The sequence below is a fragment of the Aliagarivorans taiwanensis DSM 22990 genome, from assembly GCF_000429505.1.
GTDB classification, from domain to species: Bacteria; Pseudomonadota; Gammaproteobacteria; order Enterobacterales; family Celerinatantimonadaceae; genus Aliagarivorans; species Aliagarivorans taiwanensis.
Genome location: NZ_AUBZ01000002.1, coordinates 97,910 through 113,813, shown reverse-complemented (window position 1 = coordinate 113,813; position 15,904 = coordinate 97,910). Strand labels below are relative to the sequence as shown.

General features: G+C 53.8%; 13 protein-coding genes. 9 read left to right on the top strand and 4 right to left on the bottom strand.

Annotated features, from left to right (window positions below; translation table 11 throughout):
• Window positions 1–68 precede the first annotated feature (68 nt).
• From G462_RS0102100 to G462_RS23730, 4 genes are all read left to right on the top strand, one after another.
• Window positions 69–1,622, top strand: a complete 1,554-nt coding sequence (locus G462_RS0102100) for a SulP family inorganic anion transporter (RefSeq protein ID WP_026957509.1) — start codon at window positions 69–71, stop codon at window positions 1,620–1,622.
• Between the two features lie 82 nt (window positions 1,623–1,704).
• Window positions 1,705–3,153: a cardiolipin synthase gene (gene cls, locus G462_RS0102095; RefSeq protein ID WP_026957508.1), complete on the top strand. Its 1,449-nt coding sequence runs from the start codon at window positions 1,705–1,707 to the stop codon at window positions 3,151–3,153.
• A gap of 8 nt (window positions 3,154–3,161) precedes the next feature.
• Window positions 3,162–3,467 carry a YqfO family protein gene (locus tag G462_RS0102090; protein WP_026957507.1) on the top strand — a complete coding sequence of 102 codons (306 nt, stop codon included), beginning with the start codon at window positions 3,162–3,164 and terminating at the stop codon, window positions 3,465–3,467.
• A gap of 52 nt (window positions 3,468–3,519) precedes the next feature.
• A complete protein-coding gene (locus G462_RS23730; RefSeq protein WP_026957506.1) occupies window positions 3,520–4,617 on the top strand; it encodes a GGDEF domain-containing protein in 1,098 nt (365 codons plus the stop codon).
• 67 nt (window positions 4,618–4,684) lie between these two features.
• Here the strand turns inward: G462_RS23730 and G462_RS0102080 are convergent, their stop codons facing one another.
• Window positions 4,685–6,211, bottom strand: a complete 1,527-nt coding sequence (locus G462_RS0102080; RefSeq protein ID WP_026957505.1) for a hypothetical protein — start codon at window positions 6,209–6,211, stop codon at window positions 4,685–4,687.
• A gap of 146 nt (window positions 6,212–6,357) precedes the next feature.
• The gene (locus tag G462_RS0102075) at window positions 6,358–6,858 is read right to left on the bottom strand and encodes a CBS domain-containing protein (protein WP_026957504.1); all 501 of its coding nucleotides are present in this window, start codon (window positions 6,856–6,858) and stop codon (window positions 6,358–6,360) included.
• 229 nt (window positions 6,859–7,087) lie between these two features.
• On the opposite strand from G462_RS0102075, the gene G462_RS0102070 reads away from it, so the two are divergent.
• A complete protein-coding gene (locus G462_RS0102070; protein WP_026957503.1) occupies window positions 7,088–7,999 on the top strand; it encodes a LysR family transcriptional regulator in 912 nt (303 codons plus the stop codon).
• Between the two features lie 68 nt (window positions 8,000–8,067).
• Here G462_RS0102070 and typA read toward each other — a convergent pair whose 3' ends face one another.
• Entirely contained in the window at window positions 8,068–9,894 is a 1,827-nt protein-coding gene (gene typA / locus G462_RS0102065; RefSeq protein ID WP_026957502.1) for a translational GTPase TypA, read from the bottom strand.
• Between the two features lie 476 nt (window positions 9,895–10,370).
• Between typA and glnA the strand changes: the two genes are divergently transcribed.
• From glnA to glnG, 4 genes are all read left to right on the top strand, one after another.
• The gene (glnA, locus tag G462_RS0102060; RefSeq protein WP_026957501.1) at window positions 10,371–11,777 is read left to right on the top strand and encodes a glutamate--ammonia ligase; all 1,407 of its coding nucleotides are present in this window, start codon (window positions 10,371–10,373) and stop codon (window positions 11,775–11,777) included.
• 115 nt (window positions 11,778–11,892) lie between these two features.
• The gene (locus G462_RS21505; protein ID WP_051326468.1) at window positions 11,893–12,429 is read left to right on the top strand and encodes a DUF4124 domain-containing protein; all 537 of its coding nucleotides are present in this window, start codon (window positions 11,893–11,895) and stop codon (window positions 12,427–12,429) included.
• An 84-nt stretch (window positions 12,430–12,513) separates the two neighbouring features.
• Window positions 12,514–13,557: a nitrogen regulation protein NR(II) gene (glnL, locus tag G462_RS0102050; RefSeq protein WP_245579521.1), complete on the top strand. Its 1,044-nt coding sequence runs from the start codon at window positions 12,514–12,516 to the stop codon at window positions 13,555–13,557.
• Window positions 13,558–13,566: 9 nt separating this feature from the next.
• Window positions 13,567–14,976, top strand: coding sequence for a nitrogen regulation protein NR(I) (gene glnG / locus G462_RS0102045; RefSeq protein ID WP_026957499.1), 1,410 nt, complete (start codon window positions 13,567–13,569; stop codon window positions 14,974–14,976).
• Between the two features lie 4 nt (window positions 14,977–14,980).
• On the opposite strand, the gene G462_RS0102040 is transcribed toward glnG, so the two are convergent.
• Window positions 14,981–15,856 carry a LysR family transcriptional regulator gene (locus G462_RS0102040; RefSeq protein WP_026957498.1) on the bottom strand — a complete coding sequence of 292 codons (876 nt, stop codon included), beginning with the start codon at window positions 15,854–15,856 and terminating at the stop codon, window positions 14,981–14,983.
• Window positions 15,857–15,904: the final 48 nt, after the last annotated feature.

Sequence of the window (15,904 nt, the reverse complement as noted above, 5' to 3'; positions counted from 1 at the left end):
CATATGATGCTAGACTCGCGGCGATTTCGTGTAACGAAGCCAACCAACGTCATGATAGGGATATAACCATGTTCGAGTTCCCCCAGTTTAAGGGTGTCAGTGTCAAAAATGATCTGCTTTCCGGCCTTACGGTCGCGTTGGCCCTTGTGCCAGAAGCGGTCGCCTTCGCCTTTGTTGCTGGAGTCGAACCCTTGGTGGGCCTGTACGCGGCATTTATGGTGGGCCTGATTACCTCCATCATGGGTGGTCGTCCGGGCATGATCTCTGGCGCAACCGGCGCACTGGCAGTTGTGATGGTGGCACTAGTCGCCGAACATGGCGTGCAGTACCTATTTGCCACGGTGGTGCTTATGGGGATACTGCAGATCCTCGCCGGGGTATTCCACCTCGGTAAGTTTATCCGCATGGTACCTTATCCAGTGATGCTCGGCTTTGTGAATGGCTTGGCCATCGTGATTTTCCTGGCCCAGCTTGGGCAGTTTAAGATCCCGGATTTAGACGGCCAACTACAGTGGATGCAAGGCACTCAGCTCTACACCATGCTCGCCTTGGTCGCGCTAACCATGGCGGTGATTCACTTCCTGCCCAAGCTAACCACTGCGGTACCCGCTTCCCTGGTGGCGATTGTTGGCGTAACGGCGCTGGTTCAGCTGGCCGCTCTGGACACTCGCACCGTGGTGGATTTTGTCCGCTCCATGACTGGCGATCCGGCGAGCTCAATTGCCGGCGGCCTGCCAAGTTTTGCCATTCCCAGCGTGCCGTTTAACCTGGAAACGCTGAAGATTATCCTCCCTTACGCACTGATCTTGGCGGCGATCGGTTTGATTGAATCGCTGCTCACCCTGACCGTGGTCGATGAGATGACCAACACCCGTGGCCGCGGTAATCGTGAGTGCATCGGCCAGGGTACTGCCAACGTGGTAACCGGCTTGTTTGGTGGCATGGGCGGCTGTGCAATGATCGGCCAAAGCATGATTAATATTCGCTCCGGTGGCCGTGGTCGCCTGTCGGGCATTACCGCCGCTCTCGCGCTGCTGTGTTTTATCCTGTTTGGCTCCAGCCTTATCGAGCAGATCCCGCTGGCCGCCTTGGTCGGGGTGATGTTTATGGTGGTATTGGGCACCTTCGAGTGGGCCAGCCTGAACATGTTCCGCAAGGTGCCAAGGGCTGATTTTATCGTGATCGTACTGGTGACCGTAGTGACCATCTTCACCGATCTGGCCATTGCGGTATTCGTTGGGGTGATTGTCTCTGCGCTGGTGTTCGCTTACAAACACGCCAAGCAGATCCATGCGATTTCCACCATCGACGGTGAAAGCAAAACCTACCGACTCAACGGCCCGCTGTTCTTCGCCTCCACCGCCAACTTCTTAGAGCTGTTCGATGCCAAGAACGACCCTCAAGATGTGGTGATCGACTTTGCGCGCTCACGGGTGGTGGACCATAGCGCCATCGATGCCATCGACACTTTGGCAGAGCGCTACTTAGCGGAAGGCAAGCAGCTGCACCTCAAACACCTAAGCCCCGACTGCAAGCGCCTGCTGCGCAAGGCCGGCGATCTTATCGAGGTAAACTATATCGAAGATCCCAGCTACAAAGTGGCCGACGATCTGCTGGGCTAAGGCAGATCTGCAACACAATACTTGTCAGCCTTAAAGCCTAGCCAGTAGACTCTGGCTATCAAACGGTTAGTGCGGAGGCTGAGTGTTTTCAACCGTATTCTCTTGGCTGGTTGTCGCAGCCTACGCCCTGATGGTTGGCGCAACCACCGTGCAGGTCATCCTTAAACGCCGTCCGGTTGGGGTCACCCTTTCTTGGTTACTCCTTATCTATGCCATTCCACTGCTGGGAGTAGTCTGCTACCAAGCCTTTGGTGAGCGCTATCTGGGTCGCTTTCGTGCCCGCCGCGCCCGCAATATGGAGCGCAAGTACAAGCTCAATATCAACCGTTCACGCCAGTCGGCCTTCACCACAGAAACCGCCCAATCACCCACCGCCGAGCCACTCAACCGCCTCACCCAAGGCCTGCTGGGGCTGCCGATTACCACCGGCAACAAGCTGGAAAACTACGATGACTCGCTGCAGGCACTACAGCGGCTAAAACAGGATATCGATGATGCCGAATCGCGGATCTTGCTCGAGTTCTACATCGTAGAGACCGGCGGGCTAGTCGATCAGTGCCTGCAAGCCCTGTGCGACGCCGTCCAGCGCGGGGTGGCAGTGATTCTGCTGGTCGACTCGGTGGGCTCGCGTAACTTTCTGCGCTCGCCCTGGAGCGAGCAGCTGCGCCAGCATGGCGTAAAACTGGTCGAGGCGCTGCACGCCAACCCGTTGAGGATGCTGCTGCAACGGATTGATCTGCGGCTGCACCGCAAGATTGTCGCCATCGACTACCGGATTGCCTACGTCGGCTCGATGAATCTGGTGGACCCACGCTTTTTTAATCGCGACCCTCAGCTCGGCCAGTGGGTCGACCTGATGATCCGCATCAAAGGCCCCGCTGCGGCTAACCTCGATGCCATCGTCGCCTACGACTATGAGATGGAAACCGGCATCAGTGTGCTGGAAGATTTCAGCAAGCTAAACTCGATTGCTCCTGCGGGTAACCAAACCGTGCAACTGCTGCCCTCTGGTCCGGGTATCTTCGGTGAACATATCCTGCGCCTGCTGCTCACTTCCATCTATGTGGCGCGCAGCCAGATCATCCTTACAACGCCGTATTTTGTGCCCGACGAAAGCCTGCACACCGCACTGGTCAGCGCCGCGCTGCGTGGGGTGGATGTGCAACTGATCCTGCCCAAGCGTAACGACTCTCGCTTAGTGCGCTATGCCAGCCACTCCTTCTATCAGGAACTGTTGGAAGCGGGGGTGAAGATCTATCAATTTAATGATGGGCTACTGCATACCAAGAGCCTGCTGATCGACAACAGTGTCGCGCTGGTTGGCACGGTCAACCTGGATATGCGCAGCTTCACCCTCAATTTTGAGGTGACTAGCATCATCGACGATCAAGAGTACTGCGCCGATCTGTGCCGGATTATCCAGAGCTACCGCGCACGTAGCGAGTTGGTTGAGCTGTTGCGTTGGCGTAAGCGGCCCTTACACCGGCGCATCACCGAGAACTTTGTTCACCTGATTAGCCCGCTACTTTAGGAGCCCCCATGATCAAACTTGAGTTCTTTGTTCCCGAATCCCATCTTGAGGCGACTAAGCAGGCGGTATTCGCCGCCGGTGCCGGTCGCATTGGCAACTACGACAGTTGCTGCTGGGTTACCGAAGGTCGCGGACAGTTTCGTCCACTGGCTGGCGCTGATGCCTTCATTGGCCAACAAGGCAAAGTGGAAGTGCTCACCGAATTTAAAGTGGAGTTAGTACTCGAAGCCGCCCTCAAAGATGCTGTCGAGCAAGCACTGCTGAGTGCCCATCCTTATGAAACGCCAGCCTACCAGTTTATCGCATTGCTATGAGAGCATTAACCAAGGTCTACACTAGTTAACATAACTGCTAAGCCAGCAAGGATTGTTTCTGTTAGCCCACGTTGAACGCATCTTAGCCATCGGCACGACGCAACAAGCGCACGAAGACCAGTATCCAACCCGCATCGTAAACTTGTTGGCGCTTTGGGCTGTGCCACTGACAACGATTAATGGCATCTTTCAGGCGCTCAGTTTCGACATCAGCCCCCTGTTTATCTCGGTCTATCTAGGGATGTTGGCGCTCGCCTATTTCACCGCCCTGCTTTGGAATCACCTGCGCTGGCACGAATTTGCCAAGTTGTGGATTTTCACCATATTCAGCCTCGATATCACCCTGACTTCTACCTACATCTTCGGTATGGGCTCAGGGGTTTACTGGCATTTGCTAATCACCTTTCCGGTGGCCTTTTTGTTTTGGCCCAAGCCACAACAACTCACCCGCTGGTTAGTCATGCTGCTTGCGCTGTGCTTCGCGTTGATCGTGTTTAGCTATCAAGGTCGCAGTATGGTGATACTTAGCTCAGAAGAACAAAATGAGATGCTAGTCAGTGTATTCATCACCAGCTGTGTATTACTGGCCATCACCGGTCATCTGTTTATCAGAGATATTCACCACTACCAGTCTCGCTTGTTCGCCATGGCGAATACCGATGAGCTGACCGGCATCCTCAATCGGCGAGCCTTGGAGCGTCAGTTTGAACCGATGCGCCAACAGCATAGTCCTATCGCGGTACTGATGTTCGACATCGACGATTTCAAACAGATCAACGACAACTACGGACACCCAATTGGCGATCAAGCCTTATGCCATATCGCCAATGAGTTCAAACAGCAACAGCCCGACGATGCCTTGTTTGCCCGTATGGGTGGCGATGAGTTTGCGATGATATGGCCCTGCCCAGACATCCAACATGCTTGTGCGTTAGCGCAATCCCTGCTCGCCCATCTAGCCAAGCAACCGCTGGCCGTGGGCGACACAAACATTACCATCAACATTAGTATGGGCCTGTGTTGCGATGAGAAGCGCAAGGACATAGACCGCCTGCTCATCCAAGCCGACGATGCGCTCTATGAAGCGAAGCGAGCGGGTAAGCATTGCTATCGGACTAGTGGACGTGATTCGCAGAATCTGAGTGCTTAGGCCGCGCTGCAGATGCAAAAAAGCCAAGCCCGAAGGCTTGGCTTAGCACTATCTACGATAGTTAAGCTTAGATGGTAAACAGCGAGTACAGCACACCGGTCAAACCGATTGCCGCCAGGCCAAATACCACTTTCTCAGCCATACGACCTTGGTTCTCGGTGGCGCGGCCAAACAGACCGAATACCAGCGGGTGAACCAGGAAGGTCATCGCGAAGGTGAAGGTAATCAGGCTTGCAGCACTGTCACCGAACATACCGTTCTGGATAGCGGCAAACAGACCGAAGTGCGACATTGCCGAAGACGCCGACATGGATACGTGATCCAGCGACATACCTGCAACGTTCAGCGCGGTGAAGCTACCGAACACTGCAATGATCTGCCAACCCAGCGAGAACTGCATCAGGCCTTTTACTTCAGTAGCTGCTTCACCGTTAGCACCGCGCAAGGTTTTAAGAGCAAGCGCAACAAAAGCAATACCTGCCGCGATAAGCGGTAAGGTCCATTGCAGCATAATGCTGCCGCGCTCAGCGCTCGCCGCCAAGATGGTAAATACGAAGATGTGGCCGATAAACGGTACGTTAATCATGATTGGCGCACGCGATGCCGCGGTGGCACCGAAGTCACCGGCGTTACACGCACCGGTCAGACCCGAGTGAGACAGACCACCCGCCATACCCGGCGCCAAGTTACGTACGTGGTTCGCTTGGCCCAGGAAGATAAGCAGTGCCAGACCGCCGAACATCCAGAAGATCTGACCCGAGAAGCCAAACAGCATCACGCTTTGCAGACCCGGTAGGCTGAATGCTTCAATCATGTGCGAGCCACCCACCAAGAAGCTGGCAGCCAGCACCACTGGGATACCGGCGAACAGCAGCGCGTTCATAGTCGGACCCAGCTTCCACTTAGGCATCAATGCGCCCAAGCCCGATGAGAGGATCATCGCAAAGAAGATCTGCGGCAGTGCAATCACCGACTCTACCATCGACGACAAGAACAGCGAGGCCTTCAGCACCAATACAATCGCGACAATCTCAGCCAGACCTTTGCGGATATACACCTGCTTGCTGGCAAACTTCGCCTTGTTATCGATGAAGATGATCGCCACTACCAGGCTGATGTAGGCCAACAGCAGGTAAGAGTCACCCAATGGGAAGTTAAGCGCACGGCCAGAGAGCAGCACGTAAGTGGCTTCGATACCGATTAGCAGGAAGAAGGCGCGGATGATGTATACCAGCTGAGTACTGCTGGTACCGACAATGGCTTCTTCTTGCGAAGGTACAAAGTGGTCATCGCTATGCTGTTTTTTCGACAGCAGGCGGTTGATCTCCTGACCGCCCACGAAGAACGAGGCAATCAGGGCGATCACGGTAGTCTGGCCCACCAGCAAGATTGCTGGGAACTCAGCCAGGCCCGGTCCAGCCATGCCACTGTGGACCAGCAGCGAGCCCATGGCTAGGCCGAATACCACAATTAACAACAACGACGAGTACTTAGTACCGGCTACCACAGCACGGGACACCAGTACCATGGTGATGACGATGCTCATCGCCAGGAAGAAATGATTAAACGCTGAAACGTGCAACAGCTGTTCCATTATTTTTCAACCAACTATTAGTAAAAGTTAAACAAGAATGCCCGTGAACTTGCGCTCATCAGGCGCCGAAACACAGCGATTCTGGCGGCGGTATGCTCACCAGGCCGAGTCACGACGTATGAAGGTGGCCAGTTTTCACTGTCCTATCAATTTAATTTATCCCGCAACAGCGCAACCACTTGCTGACGGGTGATCTCGCCCATCAACTTGCCGTGCTCCACAACCATCACCTTGGCGGGTCGGGATGTGGCGCTGCGTCTGGCTCGCTCGCGCAGCGGTAGCAGTGCTGCTGCCGTAGCGGTGAGCATGCCGTCGCTGGTCACTGGATAGACTTGTTCGTGCGCAATGCTCATAAATTCAGCTAGTTGCAGCACGCTGTCACCAGGTTTGGTGCTTTCAAAGTCACTGCTCATCAGCTCAGTCACCTTGAGGTCGTTGGCGAGCGGGGTGTAGTCCTGACACCAAAGCTCTACCAGCCAGTTTTGCAAAGAAAAAATACCGAGCAGCTCTCCATCGCTGTTCACTACTGGGGCACACTCCTGTTGCGCCTGCTCCAAGGTCTCCAGGGCTTCGCCTAGTGACACATCGGATGGCAGACATACAGAAGCCCGCGCCATGATGTCGCGAACTAAGATCGTATCTAACACTGTCTCTCTCTACTTAAAATTCCCCGATGGGCATCGGGATGCTGGACTCAGCAAAACAGCAGCAATAAATGTTGTCATATCAAATTTTCGCCAGATGTTACTTGGAATTATCTTAATTTAACAATTCATTTTGCTTTGATCTGGTATCAATTTCTCTGATGGCAAATGTGCGATACTCGCTCGTAAATTGTACTGAATCATCGAAAATCGACTATCAGGCCCCATTACTATGCGTTTTTCGTTAAAGCAACTTGCGGTATTTGAAGCAACAGCCCTCTCGGGTAACGTTAGCCAGGCGGCAGAATCGCTGGCAATGACCCAATCGGCTGCCAGCATGGCGCTCAACCAGTTAGAGCGCTCACTGGGGCACAAGTTGTTCGAGCGCCACTCCAAGGGCGTGAGCCTAACCAGTTGGGGCCTGTGGCTGCGTCCGCGCGCCGAAAGCATCTTGTTTAACTCACGGCAGATCGAGTTCGGCTTTGCTCAGCAGCAATGCATCAGCGGCGCCATCAATATCGGGGTGAGCCTAACCGCCGCCGAGCACCTGTTCCCAGAAGTGATCAGCAATATCGACCGGGAATACCCAGAGGTACGGGTGAACATGGATACCCGCAACACCGAGCAAGTAATCGAGGGGATACGCAACTATCAATATGACTTGGGGGTTATCGAGGGCCAGTGCAACGACAACCGCATCCATCAAGAAGTCTGGTGCCGCGACTACCTCACCATTGTGGCTGGGCCGGAACACCCTTATACCCGCTTTAAGCGGATCAGTCTTAACCAATTGGAACAGGCCAAATGGGTGTTACGTGAATCCGGCTCGGGGGTGCGTAAGATCTTTGAGAGCGCCCTACACGGCCATATCGATGATCTGGATATCTGGCGTGAGTACGACAGCGTTAAGCTGATTAAGCGCTTGGTTAGCGCCGGCGACTACCTGACCTGCCTGCCTTACCAAGACGTGAGCGGCGAGATCGCTGCAGGTAAGCTGGTACCACTAAAAGTACCACCGCTGAATATGGAGCGGCCACTATCGTTTATCTGGCGCGCTGAAAGTGGGGTGAATGCCCTGCGCGATTGTGTGCGTCAGGAAGCGCAGAAGATTGCCGAGGGCCGGCTGCGCGAACAACCTGTATAAAGGATTGAAGCCAAAACCTAAAAAGGCAGCCGAGGCTGCCTTTTCTATGTGCGACGCTTTTCCAAGCTTTATTTAGCTGGGCGAGAGGCGCGCTTACGATCCGCTTCGGTCAGGTGCTTCTTACGAATACGGATGTTCTCTGGGGTCACTTCCACCAGCTCATCATCATCGATGAATTCCAGCGCTTGTTCCAGAGTCATCAGGATCGGCGGAGTCAGAACCTGCGCTTCGTCGGTACCGGCAGCACGTACGTTAGTCAGCTGCTTACCTTTAAGCGGGTTCACGGTCAGATCGTTATCACGGCTGTGGATACCGATCACCATGCCTTCATATACCTCAACACCGTGGCCAATGAACAGGCGACCGCGCTCTTGTAGGTTAAATAGGGCATTGGTCAAGGCTTTACCTGCACCGTTGGAGATCAGCACACCGTTGTTACGCTGGCCGATGGTACCGCCCTTGTGTGGGCCGTAGTGATCGAAGGTGTGGTATAGCAGACCAGTACCAGAGGTCAGCGTCATAAACTCGGTTTGGAAACCAATCAGACCACGGCTAGGTACCATAAAGTCCATACGGATACGGCCTTTACCGTCTGGCGCCATGTCGGTCAGCTCGCCTTTACGCAGACCGATCTGCTCCATCACGCTACCTTGGTTCTCTTCTTCCACGTCGATGGTCACGGTCTCGTAAGGTTCTTCCAGTTGACCGTCCACTTCACGCAGGATTACCTCAGGGCGCGATACCGCGATCTCGAAACCTTCACGACGCATGTTCTCGATCAAGATACCTAGGTGCAGTTCACCACGACCAGATACGCGGAACTTATCCGGATCATCGGTCTCTTCAACGCGCAGCGCTACGTTGTGTACCAGTTCCTGTTGCAGACGCTCCAGGATGTTACGCGAGGTTACGAACTTACCTTCTTTACCGGCGAACGGAGAGGTGTTCACTTGGAAGGTCATGGTCACCGTTGGCTCGTCCACAGTCAGTGGAGGCAGCGCTTCAACGGCGTTTTGACTACAGATGGTGTCAGAGATCTTCAGCTCACCCAGACCGGTAATCGCGATGATATCACCCGCGTGTGCTTGATCGGTTTCGTGACGCTCAAGGCCTAAGTAACCCAGAACCTGACCGACTTTACCGTTACGGGTTTTACCGTCGGCACCCACCACAGTTACCTGCTGGTTAGTCTTCACGCTACCACGGGTCACACGGCCAACACCGATAACGCCTACGTATGAGTTGTAGTCCAGCTGCGAGATCTGCATCTGGAACTCGCCTTCTGGATCGGCATCAGGTGCAGCAACGTTATCAACGATAGCTTGGAACAGCGGCTCCATGTTCTCGCCCTGCTCGCTTTCGTCCATGCTGGCCCAGCCATTTAGAGCTGAGGCATAAACCACTTGGAAGTCCAACTGCTCGTCGGTCGCACCCAGGTTGTCGAACAGGTCGAAGACTTGGTCCATTACCCAATCAGGGCGAGCACCCGGTTTATCGATCTTGTTGATAACCAGGATCGGCTTCAGACCCTGAGCAAAGGCTTTTTGGGTTACGAAACGGGTTTGCGGCATTGGGCCTTCTTGGGCATCCACCAGCAGCAGAACCGAATCCACCATCGACAGAACCCGCTCTACTTCACCACCGAAGTCAGCGTGTCCCGGAGTATCTACGATATTAATGTGGTAGTCGTTCCACTCGATGGCGGTGTTCTTCGCCAGAATGGTAATACCACGTTCTTTTTCCAGATCATTGGAATCCATCACCCGCTCTTCGGCATCACCGCGGGTTTCCAAGGTGCCGGATTGTTGCAGTAGTTTGTCTACCAGGGTGGTTTTACCGTGGTCAACGTGCGCAATAATCGCAATGTTGCGCAGTTTCTCTAGTTGGACAGACATAAATTGTTCGCCTAAATATGATGGGCTACCCCAATGCAGGGCCCCGCTGGTTTCTACCGTGACGGACACGGTGCATTATTGAGGGCGGAGTATAGCGGCAATTGTGATCAACGTCTTCTTTTTAAGCGATTTTTGTCAGCAAGCCCGCGAGGGGCAGAAAACCCACCTTGGGCACAAGCCGCTAGCAGTAAGTACCACGCTTTTTTTGTTCAGTAAAAGCAGCACTATTTTTCTAATACTTATTTCGAGTATCATATTTGCGCAGCGCCCAATCGCATTGCACCATTAGAGTGCATAAGCTTTCCAAATTGGTGCGCTCGACTGCACTAAATTGGACATCTGGCTCGACAATCTCAATAAAATCAGAGTAATAAAAGGTGGCATGTTTTTAGCTTGCTTATGCCAAGCACCTTGTTAGCTATTACAGAATAATTGAGTTCGAGCCATCTATTTTGATGACACTGGAGGTTTAAAACATGTCAGCTGAAGTTTTAGCACTTATTAAAGAGCAGGAAGTTAAGTTTGTTGATCTGCGTTTCACCGATACTAAAGGTAAAGAGCAGCACGTATCGATCCCGCATCACCAAATCGACGAAGATTTCTTCTCTGAAGGTAAAATGTTCGACGGTTCTTCTATCGCTGGTTGGAAAGGTATTAACGAATCAGACATGATTCTGATGCCTGACGCAGCTACTGCGGTTCTGGACCCATTCACTGAAGAAGCAACTCTTAACATCCGTTGTGACATTCTAGAGCCAGCAACCATGCAAGGTTACGACCGTGACCCTCGCTCTGTTGCTAAGCGCGCTCAAGAGTACATGCGCTCTACCGGCATCGCTGACGAAGTATTCTTCGGCCCAGAGCCAGAGTTCTTCCTGTTTGACGATGTTAAGTTCAAGACTGACATGTCTGGTTCTATGTACAAAATCGATGCTGAAGAAGCATCTTGGAACTCTGACAAGCCTTACGAAGAAGGTAACACCGGTCACCGTCCAGGCGTTAAAGGCGGTTACTTCCCAGTAGCACCTGTTGACTCTTCACAAGACCTGCGTTCAGCAATGTGTCTGGTTATGGAAGAGATGGGCCTAACTGTTGAAGCTCACCACCACGAAGTGGCAACTGCTGGTCAGAACGAAATCGCTTGTTTGTTCAACTCTATCGTTGAAAAAGCTGACGAAATCCAAATCTACAAGTACGTTGTTCACAACGTTGCTCACGCTTACGGCAAGTCTGCGACCTTTATGCCTAAGCCAGTAGTTGGCGATAACGGTAGCGGTATGCACTGTCACCAGTCTCTGGCTAAAGACGGCGTTAACCTGTTTGCTGGCGACCTTTACGGCGGCCTGTCTGAAACTGCTCTGTTCTACATCGGCGGTATCATCAAGCACGCTAAAGCCATCAACGCTTTCGCTAACGCTTCTACCAACTCTTACAAGCGTCTGGTTCCTGGCTTCGAAGCTCCAGTAATGCTGGCTTACTCTGCCCGTAACCGTTCTGCTTCTATCCGTATCCCAGTGGTACCATCGCCTAAAGCACGCCGTATCGAAGTTCGCTTCCCAGATCCAACTGCGAACCCATACCTGGCCTTTGCTTCAATGCTGATGGCTGGCCTTGACGGTATTAAGAACAAGATCCACCCTGGCGATGCCATGGACAAAGACTTGTACGACCTGCCTGCTGAAGAAGCGGCTGAGATCCCACAAGTTGCTGCTTCTTTCGAAGAAGCCCTGGCTGCACTAGACGCAGACCGCGCCTTCCTGACCGAAGGTGGTGTATTCTCTGACGATTCAATCGATGCTTACATCGAGCTGAAGAAAGCAGAAGTTGAGCGCCTTAACATGACCACTCACCCAGTTGAGTTCGAAATGTACTACAGCGTTTAATCGCCGATTTATCAGCGAAGCTTCAAAAAACCCGCCATATGGCGGGTTTTTTATTGCCTTTTGTGGGCGATTCTTCCAACGTAAAGTTATCTGAGACTATCCGGCAGGGACTGCTATGTTGCGAACCATCGTATCAATGGGGCTATTGCTTATCTTAAGTGCTGCCGCTGATACCGTGTATCAATGGACCGATGAACAGGGCAACCTGCACTACAGCGATCAGCCCAGAGAGGGCGCTACGCAAATCGACGTAGATGTCACCCCGCCGATCAGCGAAGGCCCCATTGCGGTGCCACGCCCCCCAACCGGCAGTGATGCTGCCACAATAGTGCAATATCAAGTCAGCATTGTTCAACCGCAAGATCAGCAAACACTCCGCGATAACCAAGGCACTATTATTGTGCGCGCCACCACCAATCCTCCCGCTCCCTCGAGCTTACGCTATCGCTTGCTCCTCAATGGGGATCCCCAAGGGCGACTGCATGAAAATGGACAGTTCCGCCTCACCAATGTTGAGCGAGGCGAGCATTTACTAGCGGTAGAGCTGGTTGATACAACGGGCAAGAAAATTGCATCGTCTCAAGCCATCACCGTGTACATGCACCGAGCTACGCAACAACGCCCTGTTATTGCACCTCTCGGGGGAGGCTGATTGCAGACTCTCCGTTAAAGTGGTTAAACTAAGTGCAGCTGCACCAAATTGGGGCATCTTAGGAGGAGAGTAACGTCTATGACGATTCAAGAGCGTTTGGTTCTGGATAGCCAGATCACCGCTATCATCTTGCTCGATACCCAATTTCAGATTTGCTATGTCAACGCCTCTGCGGAACACCTGCTCGGTCAAAGCGCCAATCCCTTAGAGCACACCTTGCTGCAGGAGCACATTACCCATAGCTCGCTGGACTTGAGTAAAATCAGTACCGTACTGCAATCCGGTCAAAGCTTCACCGACAACGAAGTCACCTTGGTGTTTGATCAGCGCCACGCCTTGGTCGAGCTGTCTGCCACCCCCGTCCCCAGCCAAAACAATGAACTGCAGATCTTGCTGGAGCTACGCGCCATTGGTCAGCAAAAAAAGATCTCCCAAGAGCTCTACCAACACGCCCAACAGCAGGCAGCAAAGGAGTTGGTGCGTGGTCTGGCCCACGAGATCAAAAACCCCTTAGGTGGTTTGCGCGGCGCCGCCCAGCTGCTGGAAAAGGAGCTGGTTAATCCAGAGCTTCGCGAGTTTACCGGCATCATCATTGAGCAAGCCGATCGCCTGCGTAATCTGGTAGACCGGCTACTTGGGCCACAGCGCCCCGGCCAGCATGAGATGCACAACGTGCACTCGGCATTGGAGAAGGTGCGCCAGCTGCTCACCTTGGATCTTCCGGCCAACATAGAAATAGAACGCGACTACGACCCCAGTATTCCTGACTTTGAGATGGACCACGAGCAACTGCAGCAAGCCTTCTTAAACATTGCGCAGAATGCCATCCAGGCGCTGAAAACCGAAGGTGGCAAGGTCACCATCAGTACCCGTACTGCCCATCAAGTGACCATTGCAGGAAAGCGCTACCGACTGGCCGCCGAGGTGAAAATTACCGATAACGGCCCGGGGATCCCCACAGAATTACTCGACACCCTGTTCTACCCCATGGTGACTGGCCGTAAAGGCGGCACCGGTCTGGGGTTGTCGATTGCACAAAACCTAATTAATCAGCACAAAGGCAAGATTGAATGCGCGAGTTGGCCCGGTCACACGGAGTTCACCATTCACCTGCCGCTGCGACGCTAAGGATGCACCATGACTGCAAGTATCTGGATAGTAGATGATGATAGCTCGATCCGCTGGGTGCTGGAAAAAGCCCTCAAAGCTGCGGGCTATACCTGTGTAAGTTTCGTTGATGCAGAAATGATGCTGCAGCAACTCGACTACGAGCAGCCAGAAGTCATTATCTCGGATATCCGCATGCCCGGTATCGACGGACTGACCATGCTCGAACAGATCCAAGGGCGCTACCCGGATCTGCCGGTGATTATTATGACCGCCCATTCGGATCTGGACAGCGCGGTCAACGCCTACCAGCGTGGCGCCTTCGAGTACCTGCCCAAGCCCTTCGATATCGACGAAGCAGTGGCGCTGGCCACCCGCGCAGTAAGCGTGGCCAAAGAGCAGCGCAGCGCTAACCAGCAGCAGAGCCAACAGGCCGATGCCCCAGAGATTATCGGTGAAGCGCCAGCGATGCAGGAAGTATTTCGCGCCATTGGCCGCCTGTCACGCTCGTCGATTAGCGTACTGATCAACGGCCAAAGCGGTACCGGTAAAGAGTTGGTTGCCCACGCCTTGCACAAGCACAGCCCCCGCGCCACCAGCAACTTTATCGCGCTAAACATGGCGGCCATCCCTAAGGATTTGATTGAGTCGGAGCTGTTTGGCCACGAGAAAGGCGCATTTACCGGCGCCGCAAACGTGCGGCACGGTCGCTTCGAGCAAGCCAATGGCGGCACCCTGTTCCTTGATGAAATCGGCGATATGCCACTGGATATCCAGACCCGCTTGTTGCGGGTGCTTGCTGATGGCCAGTTCTATCGGGTGGGTGGCCACAGTCCGGTGCAGGTGGACGTGCGGATTATTGCTGCGACCCACCAGAATCTTGAGAAAAAGGTAGCAGCCGGCGAGTTCCGTGAAGATTTATTCCATCGCCTCAACGTCATCCGCGTTCACTTACCGGCGCTGAACGAGCGCCGTGAAGATATTCCCGCCTTAGCCAAGCATTTTCTTGAGCAAGCTGCCAAAGAGTTGAACGTTGAAACCAAGATGCTCCATCAAGACACCCAGCGTTTTATGATGCAGCTGCCGTGGCCGGGTAACGTGCGCCAGCTAGAGAACGTCTGTCGCTGGCTAACCGTAATGGCCAGTGGCCAAGAGGTACTACCGAACGACTTACCGCCGGAGCTAAGTAAAACCGAAGCGGAAAGCGAGGCAGAAAACAGCGAGAGTAACTGGCGCCAGCTGCTTAAGTCCTGGGTGAGTCAGCAGTTGCTGGCCGGACAAAGCGACATTCTTAGCGAAGCCATGCCGGACTTTGAGCGGATTATGCTGACCACCGCGTTAGAGCACACCCACGGCCACAAGCAAGAAGCAGCTCGCCTGCTCGGCTGGGGCCGCAACACCCTGACCCGCAAGCTTAAAGAGCTCGACGTCGAGGCCTAAGCCGCTAACCCGCGGCTTGTTCGATAAAGTCGCGTACATAATCTAGCTGGGCATCCTCACTGCGGATGCCCAGATAGATCTGCTTATACAAACCTTGCTCACCCAAAGGCACTGCCTCAATCCCCTGCTGGGCACTTTGCTCGACCATCCAGCGCGGTAGGCTGGCCACACCGCGATTCGCCGCCACTAACTGCAGCATAATGTCGCTGTCCTCAATGGTCTTATGTCGTTTCGGGCGACAGTTTGCGGGTAATAAGAACCCGCTGAACACATCGAGCCGCGCCTCTTCTACCGGGTAGGTAAACAGCACCTCACTATTAAGCTTAGCCGGTGTTACATGGGGTAGACCCGCCAGCGGATGCGCCTGGGCCACCACCAACACCTGCTCATAGTGGAATACCGGGGTAAAACTCAGGCCCTTGCGTTCAATCGGGTCGGGGGTGACCAATAGGTCGATGTCGTGGGCAAACAGCCCTGCCATACCGCCAAACTGGAACTGCTGTTTAACATCCACATCCACCTTAGGCCAGCGCGCCAAAAATGGCTCCACCACGGTGAGTAACCAGCGATAGCAGGGGTGGCATTCCATACCGATGCGCAACTGGCCCTGCTCACCGCGCCCCATCGCTTGCAGGCGCAGCTCGCTGTGCTCCAGCTGGGGTAGCAAGCGCCGAGCCAGCTTAAGCAGCTCTTTCCCCGCTGGGGTGAACTGCAACTTGCGCCCCTGTTTGTGCCACAGCGCCACACCGAGTTGCTGCTGCAGCTTCTTCATCGCATGGCTCAGTGCCGACTGCGTCAGAAAAAGCTTATCGGCAGCTTCCGTCAATGAGCCGCAGCGGTCGATCTCTCTCACGATTTGCAGGTGTTGTCGCTCAATCATTTCTCATGAACCAAATTCATTACTTATTGAATTATTACCATTATTTTT